We start from the raw sequence: 17,067 nt of genomic DNA on the forward strand, positions 1-17,067 counted from the left end.
CCGGGCCAAATTGCGGTTTTGCTTGGGTCCACAATGGAGTACAATTTGTCGTTTTCACGGAAACTCTTCCCCCATAATTTGCGGTTGGTACAGAGAAAATAACGATCATGCAGCAATTAGCAGAAATTGTCGCTAAAGGTCTGGCTGCGGTAGAAGCCGCCGCCGATCTGAAGGCGCTTGACGATATCCGGGTTCAGTACCTGGGTAAGAAGGGTGAAATCACCGCCCTGATGAAATCCCTGGGTTCTCTCTCTCCTGAGGAGAAGCCCAAAGCGGGCCAGGCCATCAACGAAGGCAAACAGCAGGTTCAGCGTGCTCTGAACGAGCGCATTCAGGCCCTGCAGACCGAGGCCCTGAACGCCAAGCTGGCCGCCGAGGCCATCGACGTGACCGCCCCTGGCCGCAAGCTGGCCGCCGGTGGCCTGCACCCGGTGACCCGCACCATCGAGCGTATCGAACAGTTTTTTGCTGAGATCGGTTTCTCCGTGAGCACCGGTCCCGAGGTGGAAGACAACTTCCACAACTTTGATGCCCTGAACATTCCGGCGCATCACCCGGCTCGTGCCGACCACGATACCTTCTTCTTCAACCCTGAGCTGATGCTGCGTACCCACACCAGTGGTGTGCAGATCCGCACCATGGAGAAGCAGCAGCCGCCCATCCGCATCATCTGCCCTGGGCGTGTGTATCGTAACGACTACGACATGACCCACACTCCCATGTTCCACCAGGTAGAAGGCCTGGTTGTGGCTGAGAAGGTGAGCTTCACCGAGCTCAAGGGTGTGCTGCACCAGTTCCTGCGTAACTTCTTCGAGGAAGATCTGCAGGTGCGCTTCCGTCCCTCCTACTTCCCCTTCACCGAGCCCTCTGCCGAGGTGGACGTGATGGGTAAAAACGGCAAGTGGCTCGAGGTACTGGGCTGCGGCATGGTTCACCCCAACGTACTCAAAGCGGTCAACATTGACCCTGAGAAGTACTCCGGGTTTGCCTTCGGTATGGGCGTTGAGCGCCTGACCATGCTGCGCTACGGCGTTAACGACCTGCGTGCGTTCTTCGAGAACGACCTGCGTTTCCTGAAACAGTTCCAGTAAGAGGCCGTCAATGAAATTCAGCGAATCCTGGCTGCGTGAGTGGGTAAGCCCTGCCATCTCCACTGACGAATTGTCCGAACAGATCTCCATGGCCGGCCTGGAAGTGGACGGTGTCGATCCTGTTGCCGGTGAGTTCTCCGGCGTGGTAGTGGGTGAAGTGGTCGAGTGTGGCCAGCACCCCGACGCCGACAAGCTGCGCGTGACCAAGGTGAATGTAGGCGGCGAAGAGCTGCTGGACATCGTCTGTGGCGCGCCGAACTGCCGTCTGGGCCTGAAAGTGGCCGTGGCCACCGTAGGTGCGGTACTGCCCGGCAACTTCAAGATCAAGAAAGCCAAACTGCGCGGCCAGCCTTCTCACGGCATGCTCTGCTCCTTCTCCGAGCTGGGTATCGACGTAGAGAGCGATGGCATCATGGAGCTGCCCGTCGATGCCCCTATCGGCACCGATTTCCGTGAGTTCCTGGGTCTGGATGACTCCATCATCGAGGTGGATCTGACCGCCAACCGTGCCGACTGTCTCGGCCTGGCCGGTCTGGCCCGTGAAGTGGGCGTACTCAACAGCCTGCCGGTGACCCAGCCTGCCATCGACGCCGTTGCCCCGGTGATCGACGATGTGGTTGGCATCAAGGTGGACGCCCCAGAGCAGTGTCCCCGCTACCTGGGCCGTGTGGTTAAGAACGTTAACGTTAAGGCTGCCTCTCCCCTGTGGATGCAGGAGAAGCTGCGCCGCTCCGGTATCCGTTCCATCGACGCCATCGTCGACATCACCGCCTTTGTGATGTTGGAGCTGGGTCAGCCTATGCACGCCTTCGATTTGGCTTGCATCAATGGCGACATCCAGGTGCGCATGGCCAAAGAGGGTGATGAGCTGACTCTGCTGGACGGCAGCGAGTGCAAGCCCAACACCGACACCCTGCTGATTGCCGACGACAAGGGGCCTCTGGCTCTGGCCGGTATCTTCGGTGGCGAGCACAGCGGCGTCAACGGTGACACCACCGACGTGCTGCTGGAGTGTGCCTTCTTTGCTCCGCTGGCGATCCTGGGTCGCGCCCGTGCCTACGGCCTGCACACCGACGCCTCCCACCGCTTCGAGCGTGGTGTGGATCCTCAGCTGCAAGCCCGCGCCATGGAGCGCGCCACTGCGCTGCTTATTGAGATCTGCGGCGGTGAAGCCGGTCCGGTTGTCGAAGCCGCCTCCGAGGCGCACCTGCCCAAGGCCGCCACCATCACCCTGCGTCGCGAGAAACTGGACAGCCTGCTGGGTCACCACATTGCCGATGAGCAGGTAGAAGAGATCCTCACCCGTCTGGGTTGCGACGTTGCCACCATCGACGGCGGTTGGCAGGCCAAGGCGCCCAGCTGGCGTTTCGATATGGCCATCGAGCAGGACCTGATCGAAGAGGTGGCTCGCATCTACGGTTACAACAACATCCCCAATCTGGCACCTGTGGCCACGCTGGAGATGGTGGAACACCGCGAAGCGGATCTGCACGGCAAGCGCCTGCGTTCGCTGTTTGTGGACCGTGGCTTCCAGGAAGCGATCACCTACAGTTTCGTGGATCCTAAGCTGCAGGCCCTGCTGCATCCCGGCGTCGAGCCTCTGGTGCTGCCCAACCCCATCTCCTCGGAGATGTCCGCCATGCGTCTGTCTCTGTGGACCGGCCTGCTGGGCTCCGTGGCCTACAACCAGGCCCGTCAGCAGTCCCGCGTGCGCCTGTTCGAAACAGGTTTGCGGTTCATTCCTGACGAGAGCGCCGAAAACGGCATTCGCCAGGAGCCGATGATCGCCGGTGTGATCGCCGGTCCAGTGGCCGATGAGCACTGGCAGATGGAGAGCCGCGCCGTTGACTTCTTCGACCTGAAAGGGGACGTGGAAGCGATGCTGGCCCTGACCAACGATGCCGATGCCTTCAGCTTCCGTCCTGCCAGCCACCCAGCCCTGCACCCCGGCCAGAGCGCCGAGATCCTCAAGGATGGCAAGGTTGTTGGCCTGATGGGCGCCGTTCACCCTCAGCACGAGAAGAAGCTGGGCCTGAACGGTCGCACCCTGGTGTTCGAGCTCGAGATGGCCGCAGTTGCTGACCGTCAGGTACCCGACGCCCAGCCTGTTTCCAAGTACACTGCCAGCCGTCGTGACATTGCTGTTGTAGTGAAGGAGGAGGTTGGAGCAGGTGATGTTATCGGATTGATCAAGAAAATTGGCTTAAAACAGCTGGTTGGCGTAAACTTATTCGATGTATACCAAGGAAAGGGAATTGAACCTGGCCACAAGAGCCTGGCGATTGCCCTGACCTTGCAGGATGTCGAGCGTACGTTAGAAGATCAAGACATCGCCGACGCTGTCGATACCATCGTTGCCACTCTTGCTCAAGAGTTCAACGCACAGTTGAGGGACTGATATCATGGCCTTAACCAAAGCCGATATGGCAGAGCACCTGACCGAAACTCTCGGCATTCACAAGAAAGATGCCAAGGATCTGGTAGAGGCGTATTTCGAAGAGATTCGTCTGGCCCTGGAGTTGGGCGAACAAGTGAAGCTGTCGGGTTTTGGTAATTTTGAACTTCGGGATAAGAATCAGCGTCCTGGACGCAACCCCAAGACCGGTGAAGATATTCCAATCTCCGCCCGTCGTGTGGTGACATTCCGTCCCGGTCAAAAGTTAAAAGCCAGAGTAGAGGATCTGGAACTGGACAGGGAAGAAGCCTGATTCGGCTTTGAGTCTTTCGAAAACCCAGCCCCTAGCGGCTGGGTTTTTTTGTGTAAGCTGTTTAATACCCACGTTACACAATGTGCGACCGCCAATGCCGGCTTGAACGGCCCATACTGGTTGTGAGACTGACTGTTGGCTGCGCCGCTCGCCTGGATTGGAACAATGTCTCCGCCGCACCAGGCCGGCCGCCGGCTGCATGACGTTGGTTTAGGAGTATGCCGGGGTAATGTGACCCCATGGAGAGGATAAATGGATTATCTGCTGACCAGTGCGGTGTTGTGGCCGCTGCTGCTCTATCAGGGGGTCAGGGTACGCCGCACCGCGGTGCGCTTGCCCCAGGCATCGGGCCGTCGCCATGGCCAGGTGGGGCAGGGCCCCGATTTGCGGGTGCTGGTGTTGGGCGATTCTGCCGCCGCCGGTGTCGGGGTGGATCATCAACACCAGGCGCTGTCCGGTCGACTGGCCGAGGCCCTTCAGCCCAATTTCAATTTGCACTGGCGACTGGTGGCCCGAAGTGGGCTGACTACGGCCAAGATGCTGAGATACCTGAGCAAACGCAAAGCAGAGACCTTTGACGTGGTGGTAATCTCTTTGGGGGTCAACGACGTGACCCGTGGCGTGGGGGCCAGGAAGTGGCTTGGGCAACAGCAACAGCTGGTGACCCTGCTGCGGGACAAGTTTGGCTGTCGACACATAGTGGCGGCTGCCATTCCGCCCATAGGCCAGTTTCCGGTGTTGCCTCAACCCTTGCGCTGGACTCTGGGGCGCCACGCGTCTGTGCTGGATGGCCGAGTGCGTCAGTGGATGGCACAACAGCCCGATTGTGATCGGGTGGAGTTTGGCCCTCTGGATGATCCGGCGCTGATGGCCTCAGACGGGTTTCATCCTGGTCCCGAGATCTACCGACTGTGGGCCCAGGAGGTGGCGGGGTGCATAGAGCGTCGCTGGGCAGAATCGACATCAGGGAACATCACATGAGCGAAACCATCAATTACATCGAGTTTGGCAGTAATCATCTGGCTGCCAGCCGGAGTTTTTTTGAGTCGGCCTTTGGCTGGCGCTTTACCGACTATGGCGCAGACTACACCGCCTTTGACGGTGCCGGCTTGCAGGGCGGACTGTATCGCGGTGAGCGGGGCAGCCGGGTCGATCAGGGGGGCGCCCTGGTGGTGCTCTATAGCGACAACCTGGAAGCCAGCCTGGAGAAGGTCTCCGCCCTTGGAGCGCAGATCTGCCGTCCGGTCTTTGCTTTCCCCGGAGGACGCCGCTTTCACTTCGTGGAGCCTGGCGGCAATGAACTGGCGATCTGGAGCGATAAGGAGCCGTTGGTATGAGGCTGGCGTTCTGCGTAACGGCTGTGTGGTTGCTGGTGGGCTGCCAGACGGCACCTGACACTAAAGAGCCACAAGTATGCACCCAGAAGGCCCCTGAGAGCCATCTGCTCGAGGGGCAAGCCATGGCTTTTGATCATCCTCGGTTAACCCTGATGTTGGCGACCAAGGGTGATCTGGATGGGGACGGCATAGACGAGGTCGTGGATGTGGTGGTGCATCAGCCCGGCGGCAGCGGCAGTTTCTACTATCTGTCGGTTAACCAGGGGCTGAGTTGTGGCTTTAAACCATTGCCTGCGGTCTTCCTTGGGGATCGCATTGCCCTGGATGCCTTGGAGGTGAGCGGCCAGCGGTTGTCGGTGACCTTCCGTGACCGGGATGCGAGCGAGCCCATGGCGGCGCCGCCCACCCGGCTCAATCGGATGCGCTTTGCCCTGGAGGAGGGTGAGCTGAAACAGCTGGCTCGCTGATCAGTTCAGGGTATTCACCTGGTCGCCACCGCCCTGTTTGGCCCGGGTCAGGGCTTGCCGGACCCGGCTGACCATCTGTTCTATGGCATAACCTGGTGGGTATTGAGCCACCCCCAGGCTGGCGGTGCAGTGCTCACCATGGGTAAAGTGGGTCTGGCCAAACATGGCGTACAGCTTGATGGCGGCGACCTTGGCTTCCGCAAGTTGGGTGTCCGGCAGGATCACCATAAAGGTGCCGCCCTCCCAACGCCCCACCAGATCGGTGCGCCGGGTGTGGGCATTCAGCAGTTGGGCGGTTTCGGACAGTACCTCATCCCCAATCAATCGGCCGTGACGGTCGTTGATCTCCGACAGGTTGTCGATATCCAGAAGAATCAGTGAGAAGGGGCGGCCGTAACGCTCCTCATGCAGGATCTCCTGGGTGAGCAGCTCCTCCAGTTGTACCCGGTTAGGCAGTTGGGTCAGTTTGTCGACCGTGGCCTTCTCCTCGAGCTCGTGACTGGCTTGCTGCAACTCGTCGGTGACCGCATCGATAAAGTGCATCAGCCGCTCCATGATGCGGATATGCTGATTGGCGTAAGGGTCGTCGACGCGATCCTGAGCGGCATCTTCCAGGGATTGTTGAGCCTGCATCCGCTCGGCATCGGCTTCCCCTTCCCGCATTCCCACGGCCACCATGGTGGAGTTAAGCAATAACAGCTCTTCGCCGTTACCGTAAAACTCACCATAGGTGTAGAAACCCGTTGTGGGCGCCAACTGTTGGAACGGCTGGGTTTCCATCTCCACCTGTTCCTGCATCAGGAACCGGCGGCAACCGCAGCTGTAGAGGAACACCGCTTCCGGGGCAAAAGCAGCCATCTTATCGTGGACCTGTCGGGCATCGCGGATGATCATCCGCGGATCGCCATAGCCCAGTTGTACCTGCTCACCCTGTTTGATGTCGGCAAAGAACTCGATGCTCCGCCCCCGTCCCACAGAGATGGGGGTGCGCGCCAGGGTGTGTTTGCCCCGGGTCACCATCAGCGGGAACTCCAGGGCACTCAGGTGGAAGCTGTCGTCATTGGTGATGTTCAGGTAGCGGGAGAGCACCTCGAAGGCGGGACGGTTGTCCAGCAGTTTCAGGCTCAGATCCTTCACTTCGGTGGCGACCATGGGTTTGCTTAGGGCGCGCCAGCCCAGGTAACTGTGGCAGTCGATCTTCAGATCGGCGCCCTTGAAGATCACCGCCACCACCCCACTGTTGTGGCACCTGTTCTGATGCACCACCAGGGAGCGCTTTACCTTGCCATAGTCCGCGGCTCCGCCGCCAAACACAGGGAAGGGCAGGGACTGGCGACCCAACTCGGAGATCAGGGTATTGGTGTTAAAGGCGGTGGAGGTGGTCAGCAGCAGCATCCCGGCAACCTCCAGGCGCTGCTCCAGTAACTTGCGCAGTTCGCGGCCGGTCTGGTTCTCTTCACCACGGGCACAGGGGAGATAGAGTGACTCCACACCGCTCGACTCAAACAGAGTCACGCCGATTACCGTGGTCCCGGTCAGGGTGTGGCCCTGATGAATCTCGCCGACGGTAGTGGCACCGACCACCTGGGCCTGGGGGAAGCGTTTCAGGGTTTCTGAGGCGATCTGCTCGAGTCGCTGCGGATCCTGATGGGCACTGTACAGCTGAACCAGCATGGCGCTGGCACTTGGGGCCAGGCGCGTCAGTTCAGGATCCTCCAGGAACTGGGAGAGATTGTTGTTGTCTTCAAGCGTGAAGGAGAGCTGTTTCATCCGTGAGTCCGGCCAATCCGATGTTAAAACAGTGATCGTGTGACAAGTGAATGTAAATCGCCTGCTGCAGATCTCAGGGTCATTCTTACAAATTTGCCATCAGAATAGAATGGATGGTAAGTAAAGAATGGCCGCCGGGCCGCGGTTTTGTGAGCTTGAAATACTCAGGGGCATGATGATGAAGATTCGTGAGATCTGTGCGAAAGATGATTCCCAGTTGGCTGAAATCATTAGGGAAGTATTAGCAGAATTTGGGGCCGATCGGCCCGGCTTTGCCTGGCAGGACCCGGAATTGGATGCGCTGAGCCAGGCCTATCAGGAAGAGGGGTATCGGTACTGGGTAGCGGAACTGGATGGGCGCATCGTCGGTGGAACGGGCATTGCCCCGTTCAACTGTCATTGGCCATCGACCTGTGAGTTGCAGAAGATGTATCTCAGTTCAGACTGCCGAGGCAAAGGTGTAGGGCAGGCATTGCTGGAAACGGCGCTGAGGTATGCCGAGGGGCAGGGGTACCATCACTGCTATCTGGAAACCTTCGAGCCCATGGTTCAGGCGAGGCGGTTGTATGAGTCCAGAGGCTTTGAACGGTTACCTGCACCCTGGGGCAACAGCGGTCACAGTGCCTGTGACTGCTGGATGATGAAGGCCCTGTGAGGTGTTAGCCTTTGGGTGGAAGGTAGTGAGTGCCGGCCAGATAGCAGGCGATACTCTGTTCGCTGGCGTCGAAATGAGGTTGAGGCAGATCTCTGGGGTCCACCCATAGCCAGCCTTCGCACTTATCCGGTTCGCGGTTGATGGGCTCCTCCCCCTGATGGTCTGCCAGCAGGACCACCGAGACGTAGTGTTTACCCTCTTCGCGATAGGTGCGCAGGTTATTGGTGATTGCCAGAACCTGAGGGGTGTCGATGACCAGGCCGGTCTCCTCCCAGGCTTCGCGGATGGCGGTCTGCTCGAAACTCTCTCCCAGCTCCAGGTGTCCGCCGGGAATGGAGAAGTAGGGGGCGTGACTGCCTTTGCGTTTTCCAATGAGAATCTTGCCGTCGCTTCGGCGAATAATGACGCCGATACCGACCTTAGGGTGAGTCATAATCTGAATTCGGGTGATCCGGGCCACAAAGGATTACCCAGAGCAGTGTTAATGTCAAAGAGATGCTTGCACGGTGGGCAGCAATTCCCTAGCATGCTTTAGCAATTTCTAATGTAAGAGACTTTTTACTATGGCCGATAAGATCTATCACGTTCGCTCCTCCATGACAGAGGGCTGGAAAGTTACTGCTCAGGTGCGCAAGCACACTCTGGTCATTGACCAGCCCAGCGGTGGCGATGAAGGGGCTAATCCCCTGGAAACTTTCCTGTTCTCTCTGGCTGCCTGTATCTCAACCATAGGCAAGATGGTGGCTCGTGAGGACAAGATTGATCTGCGCGGCATCGAAGTAGACGTAAAAGCGGTTCTGAACCCAGCAGGCCTGGTGGGCAAAGAGACTGATGATCCCATTGGTTTCAAATCCTTCGAAATTGTCGCCGATATTGATGCCGACATGACCGATGAACAGAAGCAGGCGTTTCTGGACAAGACCTGCCACCGTTGCCCAATTCACGATAACATCCTCAGAGCCACGGTGGCGACTCACCAGGTGGGCTGAATATGATTTAAGCAGGGCTTTGTAGGGTTCTACAGTTTATCTACTCTCTGCTGTTATAATCTTGACACTGTTCAGTGTCCCCAGGGGGCCGGACATCTTAGCCATCTACAGGGCGAGAGTCGGCCCCTTGTCGATCCTGCGTGTTCAATAACGTAGAAAGTAAGTGAACGTGACTGTCAAAGATTCCACTGTACCGGAGCATCGTCCCGGTTTCCGCCTCGGCCTGTTGCACCCCAAGTATCTGGGGGTGTGGCTGTTGATGCCACTATTCATCCTTATCGCTTTCCTGCCTTTTCGTTGGCGTGATGGGTTGGGCGCCTGGTTGGGGCGCAGCGTTGGCCGACGGGCCCAACGCAGCCGCCGGCGGGCGGAGATCAATCTGAAGCTGTGTTTTCCCGATTGGAGCTCAGATAAGCGTCAGCAGGTGCTGGATGAGATGTTTGAGCTGGCGGCGATCTCGTTGTTCTCCGGCACCACCTTGCTGGTGCGCAGCCGGCGCTGGCTGGAGCGCCACATCAAACTGGAGGGTGAGGAGCATCTGACCCCTTACCTGGGTGGTGATAAACCGCTGATCTTTATCGTGCCTCACACCTGGTTCGTGGACTTTCCCGGTTTGCTGCTGGCCTCCAGGGGCTACCCCATGACCACCATGGTCAATCCTCAGAAAAATGAAGCCACCGACTACCTGATGCAGAAGGCTCGCAGTCGGTTTGGCGGCAAGATCTTCGGTCGGGGCGCGGGCATACACTCACTGCTTGGGGCGATTAAGGAGGGCTACAGCGCTTACTACCTGCCGGATCAGGACCATGGCCTGTCACGCAGCGCCTTCGTGCCGCTGTTCGCCACCCACAAGGCAACGCTGCCCTGTATGAGCAAGATGCTTCAGGCCACCGATGGGGTGATCTTCCCCATGGCCGCGCTCTATGATCGTCAGCGGGGGGTGTTTCGTGGGGTCATACGTCCGCCGGTGACAACAGTGGTTGAGGACGCTGAGCAGGATGCCCGTCGACTGAACGAGGAGATTGAAGTGCTGATTGGGCCCGAGCCGGCTCAGTACATGTGGATTCTGAAGTTCTTCAAGAGTCAGCCTGCGGGGCGGTCCGATCCCTACAGCCGCTGATGAAATCCTATTCAGTTATCATGTCGAAACCAATCTGACGCGCGAGTTTAACGGGTGATCGTTGTGAGTCAGCCAGGGTTCAGGTAAGGTGTGATCCGGATTCAGAAGCACAACCATTAGAACAATATTATGTCCCTGCCGATCTCACCGAGCCAACCCTACAGGGTGGAATTCTGCTATCGCATGCTGTCGCCCAAGTACTGGCCCTCCTGGCTGGCTGTGGGCGTGATGCTGCTGTTGGCGTATCTGCCTCACAGGGTTCGCTACTGGATGGCCAGGGGCTTGGCGCGGGTCATTCGCCCCTTCTGCAAGAAACCTTTCCGCATCGCCAGGGCCAACCTGGGCGCCTGTTTCCCTAACATGAGTGAGGCGGAGACCGAGGCGATCCTGAAGAACATGATGTTCAACTTCTCCCTGGTGGGGTTGAGCATGGGAGTGCTGGCGGTTAAGTCTCGTAAGCACCTGGAGAAGCACATCTCCATCAAGGGGCTGGAGCACATCGAACGGGCCCGAGAGCAGGGGAAACCCATTGTCTTCCTGGTGCCGCACCTGTGGGGTATTGAGTATGCTGGTGCCAGGCTCTCTTCCTGGGGACTGCCGATGATGGGCATGGTCAAACACCATAAGAACCCGGTGTTCAACTGGCTTAGCGTACGTCAGCGCTGCCGCTTTGGCGGCACCGTTTATCATAGAGACGCAGGTTTGCGCACCCTGGTACAGGGGCTGCGCCGGGGCGAGAGCTTCTTCTATCTGCCAGACCAGGACCATGGTCCGGAGAAAAGCATCTTTGCCGACTTCTTTGCCACTCAGAAGGCGACCCTGCCAGTGATTGGCCGTCTGGCCAACTGTGGAGGCGCCACGGTGTTGCCGTTGACCATCGGCATCGACAAGGGGAGGGGGCATATGACCATGGAGGTGTTTGAGGCTTTGGAGCTGGACACAAAACTCTCTAAGGAGACGGAGGCGTCACTGCTGAACCATCAGCTGGAGCGGCTGATAGGTGCCCACCCAGAGCAGTACATGTGGTTTCTCAAGGTACTGCACACCCGGCCCGAGGGGGCCAAGCTACTCTACCGATAAAGACAAAAACGCCCGGCACTTGCCGGGCGTTATCTTTTCTGTGTCACTGCAAAGCTCCGAGGGGTCATCCGGTGGCATGGCTCGTGTCATGGTTTTAGGCCTCAAAGCTGCTTAGAGAGCTGTGTCTGGTGTGTGCAGCGCTTTGAAACAGCAGCAGCTCCCAGGCCAGATTGTGCAGCGTCTGGCTGTCGTTGCTGGTCAGTTCCTGTAGACAGATATCACCGGATTCCAGCATCTCATTCAGTTCCTCCTCCTGAAGGCGCATAACAGGGCGTCCACTCAGAGAGTGGTACACGGTCAGGCTGCTGGGGCGCTGGTCTAAACGGGCATCAATGGTAAACAGCATGGTAGGTCTCCTTTCATATCGTTGCTGCAAATGATAACTGTTCTCATTTGGCTGTCAAGGGAGAATACAGCTGATTTTTGTGAAATTTCTTCAAAGGAGAAGGGAGGCTAGACCTGGGAAAATTGAATTATTGCTGTAATTCAGTGGGTTGACTCGTTGAGTGCAATAATGGTCTTAGAGTTTGGTTATAAATGTTTGAAGCTATTTAACTTTATAACTCAAGTTTATATTTTCAATCATTTAGGTAATGGGTGTAACTATTTGTAAAAGATTGGCCCATCCCACTCATTTAATTAGTAAAATTACATGGTCCGCCATTTATATCATCTTCTCGCCCTTGCCTCTTGATGTATAACTGATTGAATCATAATGACTTTAATCCCATCTTGGTTATTTTGCGTCAGAGTTGGGTCGCTAAAGATGAAAATGTTTTTGATTTCGACTTTAGCGTCAATGTGATCCAGTTAACGTTATCACTTTAATCAAATATTTATAAGTGGCTGTAAAGTGGGGCTAATAAAAAATATATTTTTAAGGTCTTTTAATTTATGTCCGACCAGTATAACTTAATCATCGAATCGAACTTGAAGGATAACAAAAATGGACTACGTGGTTTTTGGGCGAGCCAATGAGACCGATGCCGAAGAGAACTTCATTGGTTTCCATTTTGAGCAATTTGATGTGCAGGCTGACAGCGCAGAGGGTGCGCTGGAGCAGGCCGAGGCACAGATGTGCCAGCGTCTGGATGACGTGAATGAACAGCAGAACAAGCAATTTCTGGGTTTCGAACTGACCGGTCTGCGGTTGAGCGACTACCTGGATCTTAAGGCCGAGATCGAATCCGGCGAGTTTGAGTTATTCAACTAACCACTCCAAGTGGGACTTAGGGGGATATGTCACGCCACCTGTTGGCGTTGCTGTATTAACAGGACGTTAGATAAAAACAACGGCAATACAATCAATTGATAAAGCCGTACTGAGATGATGCCCCTTAAGAGGGTGAGACAGATCAGTCCTCCCGGCCCTGCACACGCGGGGCCGTTTTTCTTCCCCCTCTCTTACCAAGACACCCACAGTTTCGCCTCTTCTTATCAAGACACCCATCTTTCTTACTAAGACACCCATGGTTATGTCTCTTTGTCGCGGTTTTTATGGGGCGGGGTTGCACTACACTTAGCATTCGCTTTTGGAAAGGAGGGAACCATGCCAAAGGCCAGGAAGCAACAAGTCAGTTTGGATGACACGCGCCACTACCATTGCATCAGCCGATGTGTACGGCGCTCATTTCTGTGTGGTAGAGACCAGTACAGTGGTAAAAGCTACGAACACCGTCGTCAATGGGTAGAGGACAGGCTGTTGTCCCTTGCCAGGGTGTTTGCCATTGAGGTCGAAGCCTATGCGGTGATGAGCAACCACACCCACCTTGTGCTCTACGTGAATGTGGAGGTTGCAATGGGATGGGATGATGCCGAAGTCGTCTCTCGATGGCATCAACTCTTCTCTGGAAATTCTCTCACTAAACGCTTTGCTGACGAAGAACAGCGAGACTCCATGGAGCCTTGGGAACTGGACCTCGTCAAAATGCAGGCTGACCTCTATCGAACACGCTTGATGGACATCAGCTGGTTTATGCGGACTCTTAATGAATACATCGCTCGTAAAGCCAATAAGGAGGACGAGTGCACCGGCAGGTTTTGGGAGGGGCGGTTTCGTTCCCAGGCCTTATTGGATGAGCAAGCCCTTCTAGCGTGCATGGCTTATGTCGATCTCAATCCAGTACGCTCAGGCATGGCAAAGACGCCCGAAGATTCAATGTACACCAGTATCAGGCGGCGAGTTCGCGCTGCAATGGCGGGGAAGCAGCCTGGGGCCTTGAGACGCTTTGACTCCAAGAATAGGAAGAATGAAGGCTTGCCGTGCCATCTCAATGATTACCTGGAACTGGTGGAGGCTACAGCCAGGGCGATGGTGGAAGGGAGAGGCCATATGGACGAATGTACACCTCCTTTGCTACAGCGCCTGAATGTGGATGTCGATTGTTGGTTGGAATTGACTCAAGGGTTTGAGCACCAGTTTTGTCACTACGCAGGACGGGTAGACAGTTTAAGGCGCTGTGGTGGCGCCAATCAGATGCAACGAGTGCGGGGCACAACAGCAGCGAAACGGCTGCTCGGCTAGTTTCCTTTTTTCCTTTTGGCATTGAATTCACCCGTTGAGTGGGGTGAAGGGATAAGTGTGCCTCTTGTTTGGTTATTAGGCCTGCTGCAGCTGCTTGGAGGCAGTGCAGCTGTCTTTTTAAGGGGCTGAGCTGACAGAAGAGGGGCGCTGCCGGTGGCAACTGAGCGTGGAAACGGGGATTTGGGAATGGAGGTGGGGGTAGGGTGTAAGGTTGGGTGTCATGGTAAGGAGGGCGGGGGAATAATGATGGATGTCTAGGTAAGGAGGATTACCTTTACCTTGTGACATTCCTATTGTTATGATTTCTTTTGGAAAAATTCATATCAATTCAGCTTATAACTATCAAAAGTAAAAGCTTTAGAACACTAAGGGAATAGAGAGATGTCGAAACTTATCAATTACCTCAATGAGTTGGATTCTAACGCAGAGCTGCAGTCTGCTCACGTAGAGGATGCGGAAGCGGCGATGCGCAGCTTTGGACTCAGTGACAATGAGGTTGCCGCAGTGCTCTCAGGAGACAGCACTCAAATCGCCGAAGCGGCAGGGGTGGACGATCCTGAGATGATTGTTCGTGCGCCGCAAGTTCAACAGAATTAACTGTCCCTGATGCGGATTTGGCACAGGGGTCTAACATCACTGTTGCTGAGTACCGTATTGCTGTACGCAGGCGTCGCATTTGCTAATGGCGCGTCGGTTTCGGATCTCAGTCAGGAGATAGAGCGCATCCCTCAGCTTGCCTATGAGTCGCCAGCTGAGGCGGACGCGATCATCAAGCGCGTGAGAAGGAGCCTGGATCTGCTGACTCAGGAGTCTAAAGAGCGCTTCTTTCTCTTTGAGGCTTACTTTTATGGAGTGAGCCAAAAACAGCAAAAACGTCTTGAGTTACTTCTTTCATATGACTGGAGTGGTTCCCAACCTAAATATCAGGCCAGGGCATATCAACAGATTGTAGAAGCTCACGTTAATCTCAATCAGTTCGATCACGCTTTAGATAACCTTGATTTAGCCATTCACCTGCTGCCTTTGTTGCAGGAGGACATGGCCAAGATGCTGATCCTCCATTCTGCATACACCGTTTTTTCAACCCTGTATCGATATGATCAGGCACTCAAATTTGCCGACCGAATTACAGCCCTTGGGAGAGAGGGTAACTCTAAGCGAATTCAATGTTATGGCATGACTAATCGGTTGGATGCCCTGTTTCTTGATGGGCAGTTTGAGCGAGTGCTACTGGAGGCCGACGATGCCATAGCGCTATGTCTTTCAAGCCAGGACCAGCTTTCAGCAGATCTTATTAGGGTTTACCAACTTGTTGCATCCATGCAGGTGTATGGCGGGGCGTTGTACGAGGAGCAGGCTGAAGCCCTGTATGCTCAATTAAAAGAGAATCAGCAAGAGTACACAATATTCCTTGAGCATGCTCTTGGGGCTCATTATTTCTATCAGGGGCATATTGAAAAAGCGGGCGAGTTTTATCTTCGAGCATTTAATCGGGCCGATGAGTTGGATCTGCTGCGACTAAAGCCCAAGCTTGCGGAAGCGGTGGCTAAGGTGAAGTGGCGCCAGCAGCGCTGGGATGAGTACGCCGCGTTCATCAATTTGACCATCGATGCCCACAAAGCCTACGAGCAGGATCTTTATGACAAGTCGGTCTATTTTCACCTGGCAAAAATTAATGCTGAGGATATAGAGGGGCAGTTGAAGATCATCGAGGCAAAAAACCGAGAGTTGCAGCTGCAAAATCAGCTGGCCGAAACTCGTTTTAAGCATATCCGTATTCTGTTTGCCTGGGCATCCATTGGCTGCTTGGCGCTGTTTGCTTTGGTGGTTTTTGTTCAAAGGCAGAAGGCCAAGATTAAGATCTCTCTGGAGACCGATACCCTGACCAAAGTGCTGTCCCGGGTGAGTTTGATGGAGTCTTGTACCAAGGCGGTGACTGAGGCGAAGCGGCGGGAGCAGCCTTTGTCTCTGGTGGTGTTTGATTTGGACCACTTCAAGAAGATTAACGATACCTTCGGTCATGCGGTGGGAGACTGGGTGCTGAAGACGGTGTCTCGTGTGGTGCGCAACAGCATCCGTGACAAGGATATACTGGGTCGACTGGGTGGTGAGGAGTTCGTTATCTGCCTGCCCAATACGGATATCGAGCAGGCCAGGCAGTTGTCGGAACGCTGTCGTGAGGGTTTGGAGCGGATCATTGCGCCAGTGGCCAACAACAAACTGGATATCAGTGCCAGTTTCGGGGTGGCCAAGCTGGACGAGACCGTGGACAGTCTGGATAAGCTTCTGGTGACCGCCGATAAGTGCCTGTATCAGGCCAAGCATCTGGGACGCAACCGGGTAGCGACGGTACTGGATGATGGTTGTACCGAAGCCTATAAGCCGTCGATGGGTCTGTGTTCTCTGCAAGCTGAGCATGGCCGGACACCACTGAAGTAGAGAGGGCATACCCGGCGGCGGCTTGTGGCTGTCGCCGGGTATGCTTTTTTGTTGTAAGAAGAGATCGAGCGATGAGCAAACAGGGCAGTTTGGTTTGTGTGGGCTCCGGGATGCGGCTGGCGGGTCAGCTGACCCCGAAGGCCAAGAGCTGCATTGAGCAGGCGGACGTGGTGCTGGCGGCCATGGCCAACCACCTGAGCCGTCAGTGGATCAAGGAGATGAGTAAGGAGTATCGCTGCCTGCTGGATCTCTATGGAGAGGGCGGCGGCGAAGGCAAACCCCGGGGCCAGACCTACGACGAGATGGCCGAGCGCATCATGGAGGAGGTCCGCAAGGGGCGCAGGGTGTGTGCGGTGTTCTACGGCCACCCCTCGGTGTTCTCCTGCATCTCCAAGAAGGCGATTGATCTCGCCAGGGCTGAGGAGTTTCCTGCCTATATGGAACCGGGGATTTCGGCGGCGGACTGCTTGTATGCGGATCTGGAGATCGACCCGGCCAGTGCCGGCGAGCAGGCGATGGAGTGCACCCAGTTTATGATTTATGAGCGGCGCATCGACCCCAGTGCGCTGCTGATCCTGTGGCAGCCTGGCGTCGCCGGAGATCTCTCCATGAAGCGGTTTGAGACCCATCAGGCGTATATCAAGCTGCTGGTGGAGAAGCTGTCCCGGGATTATCCGCTGGACCATGAGGTGACCCTGTACGAGGCGGCCACCTCACCGCTGGAGTCCACCCGCATCGAGCGGCTGCCTCTGGCCGAGTTGCCCCAGGCCACCTTGAATCAGATCACCACTTTGGTGGTGCCACCCTGTCGGGAGATGGCTCCGGATAATGCCATGTTGGATAAGCTGAAAACCTTGGCTGAAACCGTGTGGTAGTGTCGGCTTTAG

At 55.9% G+C, this 17,067-nt stretch carries 18 protein-coding genes; 15 read left to right on the forward strand and 3 right to left on the reverse strand.

The features are described from left to right. Positions 1–107 precede the first annotated feature (107 nt). From pheS to ACN0RV_RS15905, 6 genes are all read left to right on the forward strand, one after another. Positions 108–1,091, forward strand: coding sequence for a phenylalanine--tRNA ligase subunit alpha (gene pheS, locus ACN0RV_RS15880; protein ID WP_417349088.1), 984 nt, complete (start codon positions 108–110; stop codon positions 1,089–1,091). A 10-nt stretch (positions 1,092–1,101) separates the two neighbouring features. Beyond that, complete coding sequence (pheT, locus tag ACN0RV_RS15885) at positions 1,102–3,489, forward strand: phenylalanine--tRNA ligase subunit beta (RefSeq protein ID WP_417349089.1); 2,388 nt, start codon at positions 1,102–1,104, stop codon at positions 3,487–3,489. A gap of 4 nt (positions 3,490–3,493) precedes the next feature. After that, positions 3,494–3,799: an integration host factor subunit alpha gene (gene ihfA / locus ACN0RV_RS15890; protein ID WP_028109550.1), complete on the forward strand. Its 306-nt coding sequence runs from the start codon at positions 3,494–3,496 to the stop codon at positions 3,797–3,799. Positions 3,800–4,051: 252 nt separating this feature from the next. After that, positions 4,052–4,780 carry an SGNH/GDSL hydrolase family protein gene (locus ACN0RV_RS15895; protein WP_417349091.1) on the forward strand — a complete coding sequence of 243 codons (729 nt, stop codon included), beginning with the start codon at positions 4,052–4,054 and terminating at the stop codon, positions 4,778–4,780. Then, on the forward strand, positions 4,777–5,136 hold the full coding sequence (locus ACN0RV_RS15900) for a VOC family protein (RefSeq protein WP_417349093.1): 360 nt from the start codon (positions 4,777–4,779) through the stop codon (positions 5,134–5,136). Before ACN0RV_RS15895 ends, ACN0RV_RS15900 begins: the two co-directional genes overlap by 4 nt. A 122-nt stretch (positions 5,137–5,258) precedes the next feature. Further along, on the forward strand, positions 5,259–5,603 hold the full coding sequence (locus tag ACN0RV_RS15905; protein WP_417349095.1) for a hypothetical protein: 345 nt from the start codon (positions 5,259–5,261) through the stop codon (positions 5,601–5,603). On the opposite strand, the gene ACN0RV_RS15910 is transcribed toward ACN0RV_RS15905, so the two are convergent. Next, entirely contained in the window at positions 5,604–7,373 is a 1,770-nt protein-coding gene (locus tag ACN0RV_RS15910; RefSeq protein ID WP_417349097.1) for a diguanylate cyclase domain-containing protein, read from the reverse strand. A 178-nt stretch (positions 7,374–7,551) separates the two neighbouring features. On the opposite strand from ACN0RV_RS15910, the gene ACN0RV_RS15915 reads away from it, so the two are divergent. After that, positions 7,552–8,028, forward strand: a complete 477-nt coding sequence (locus ACN0RV_RS15915; RefSeq protein ID WP_417349099.1) for a GNAT family N-acetyltransferase — start codon at positions 7,552–7,554, stop codon at positions 8,026–8,028. 4 nt (positions 8,029–8,032) lie between these two features. On the opposite strand, the gene ACN0RV_RS15920 is transcribed toward ACN0RV_RS15915, so the two are convergent. Beyond that, complete coding sequence (locus ACN0RV_RS15920; RefSeq protein ID WP_417349100.1) at positions 8,033–8,461, reverse strand: nucleotide triphosphate diphosphatase NUDT15; 429 nt, start codon at positions 8,459–8,461, stop codon at positions 8,033–8,035. Positions 8,462–8,591: 130 nt separating this feature from the next. Between ACN0RV_RS15920 and ACN0RV_RS15925 the strand changes: the two genes are divergently transcribed. The 3 genes from ACN0RV_RS15925 (at position 8,592) to lpxM (ending at position 11,217) form a co-directional block, all read left to right on the forward strand. Next, positions 8,592–9,017: an OsmC family protein gene (locus tag ACN0RV_RS15925; RefSeq protein WP_417349102.1), complete on the forward strand. Its 426-nt coding sequence runs from the start codon at positions 8,592–8,594 to the stop codon at positions 9,015–9,017. A 169-nt stretch (positions 9,018–9,186) separates the two neighbouring features. Beyond that, a complete protein-coding gene (locus ACN0RV_RS15930; protein ID WP_417349104.1) occupies positions 9,187–10,137 on the forward strand; it encodes a lipid A biosynthesis (KDO)2-(lauroyl)-lipid IVA acyltransferase in 951 nt (316 codons plus the stop codon). Between the two features lie 129 nt (positions 10,138–10,266). Then, a complete protein-coding gene (gene lpxM, locus ACN0RV_RS15935) occupies positions 10,267–11,217 on the forward strand; it encodes a lauroyl-Kdo(2)-lipid IV(A) myristoyltransferase (RefSeq protein WP_417349106.1) in 951 nt (316 codons plus the stop codon). Between the two features lie 94 nt (positions 11,218–11,311). On the opposite strand, the gene ACN0RV_RS15940 is transcribed toward lpxM, so the two are convergent. Continuing rightward, positions 11,312–11,563 (reverse strand): hypothetical protein, encoded by a 252-nt coding sequence (locus ACN0RV_RS15940; protein ID WP_417349108.1) that lies wholly within the window; start codon positions 11,561–11,563, stop codon positions 11,312–11,314. Between the two features lie 600 nt (positions 11,564–12,163). Here ACN0RV_RS15940 and ACN0RV_RS15945 point away from each other — a divergent pair. From ACN0RV_RS15945 to ACN0RV_RS15965, 5 genes are all read left to right on the forward strand, one after another. Continuing rightward, positions 12,164–12,430, forward strand: a complete 267-nt coding sequence (locus tag ACN0RV_RS15945) for a hypothetical protein (RefSeq protein ID WP_028109539.1) — start codon at positions 12,164–12,166, stop codon at positions 12,428–12,430. Between the two features lie 336 nt (positions 12,431–12,766). After that, positions 12,767–13,741, forward strand: coding sequence for a transposase (locus ACN0RV_RS15950; RefSeq protein ID WP_417349110.1), 975 nt, complete (start codon positions 12,767–12,769; stop codon positions 13,739–13,741). 381 nt (positions 13,742–14,122) lie between these two features. Then, positions 14,123–14,338 (forward strand): hypothetical protein, encoded by a 216-nt coding sequence (locus tag ACN0RV_RS15955; protein ID WP_417349112.1) that lies wholly within the window; start codon positions 14,123–14,125, stop codon positions 14,336–14,338. 42 nt (positions 14,339–14,380) lie between these two features. Further along, positions 14,381–16,180 (forward strand): diguanylate cyclase, encoded by a 1,800-nt coding sequence (locus tag ACN0RV_RS15960; RefSeq protein WP_417349114.1) that lies wholly within the window; start codon positions 14,381–14,383, stop codon positions 16,178–16,180. Between the two features lie 71 nt (positions 16,181–16,251). After that, positions 16,252–17,055, forward strand: a complete 804-nt coding sequence (locus tag ACN0RV_RS15965; RefSeq protein ID WP_417349116.1) for an SAM-dependent methyltransferase — start codon at positions 16,252–16,254, stop codon at positions 17,053–17,055. Positions 17,056–17,067 lie beyond the last annotated feature (12 nt).

The sequence above is a fragment of the Ferrimonas sp. genome (assembly GCF_048263965.1).
Taxonomy (GTDB): Bacteria; Pseudomonadota; Gammaproteobacteria; order Enterobacterales; family Shewanellaceae; genus Ferrimonas.

Excerpts from the sequence above, each read along its gene's own strand:
- pheS (WP_417349088.1), top strand. The coding sequence starts at position 108 with ATGCAGCAATTAGCAGAAATTGTCGCTAAAGGTCTGGCTGCGGTAGAA.
- pheT (WP_417349089.1), top strand. The coding sequence starts at position 1,102 with ATGAAATTCAGCGAATCCTGGCTGCGTGAGTGGGTAAGCCCTGCCATC.
- ihfA (WP_028109550.1), top strand. The coding sequence starts at position 3,494 with ATGGCCTTAACCAAAGCCGATATGGCAGAGCACCTGACCGAAACTCTC.
- ACN0RV_RS15895 (WP_417349091.1), top strand. The coding sequence starts at position 4,052 with ATGGATTATCTGCTGACCAGTGCGGTGTTGTGGCCGCTGCTGCTCTAT.
- ACN0RV_RS15900 (WP_417349093.1), top strand. The coding sequence starts at position 4,777 with ATGAGCGAAACCATCAATTACATCGAGTTTGGCAGTAATCATCTGGCT.
- ACN0RV_RS15905 (WP_417349095.1), top strand. The coding sequence starts at position 5,259 with ATGGCTTTTGATCATCCTCGGTTAACCCTGATGTTGGCGACCAAGGGT.
- ACN0RV_RS15910 (WP_417349097.1), bottom strand. The coding sequence starts at position 7,373 with ATGAAACAGCTCTCCTTCACGCTTGAAGACAACAACAATCTCTCCCAG.
- ACN0RV_RS15915 (WP_417349099.1), top strand. The coding sequence starts at position 7,552 with ATGAAGATTCGTGAGATCTGTGCGAAAGATGATTCCCAGTTGGCTGAA.
- ACN0RV_RS15920 (WP_417349100.1), bottom strand. The coding sequence starts at position 8,461 with ATGACTCACCCTAAGGTCGGTATCGGCGTCATTATTCGCCGAAGCGAC.
- ACN0RV_RS15925 (WP_417349102.1), top strand. The coding sequence starts at position 8,592 with ATGGCCGATAAGATCTATCACGTTCGCTCCTCCATGACAGAGGGCTGG.
- lpxM (WP_417349106.1), top strand. The coding sequence starts at position 10,267 with ATGTCCCTGCCGATCTCACCGAGCCAACCCTACAGGGTGGAATTCTGC.
- ACN0RV_RS15940 (WP_417349108.1), bottom strand. The coding sequence starts at position 11,563 with ATGCTGTTTACCATTGATGCCCGTTTAGACCAGCGCCCCAGCAGCCTG.
- ACN0RV_RS15945 (WP_028109539.1), top strand. The coding sequence starts at position 12,164 with ATGGACTACGTGGTTTTTGGGCGAGCCAATGAGACCGATGCCGAAGAG.
- ACN0RV_RS15950 (WP_417349110.1), top strand. The coding sequence starts at position 12,767 with ATGCCAAAGGCCAGGAAGCAACAAGTCAGTTTGGATGACACGCGCCAC.
- ACN0RV_RS15955 (WP_417349112.1), top strand. The coding sequence starts at position 14,123 with ATGTCGAAACTTATCAATTACCTCAATGAGTTGGATTCTAACGCAGAG.
- ACN0RV_RS15965 (WP_417349116.1), top strand. The coding sequence starts at position 16,252 with ATGAGCAAACAGGGCAGTTTGGTTTGTGTGGGCTCCGGGATGCGGCTG.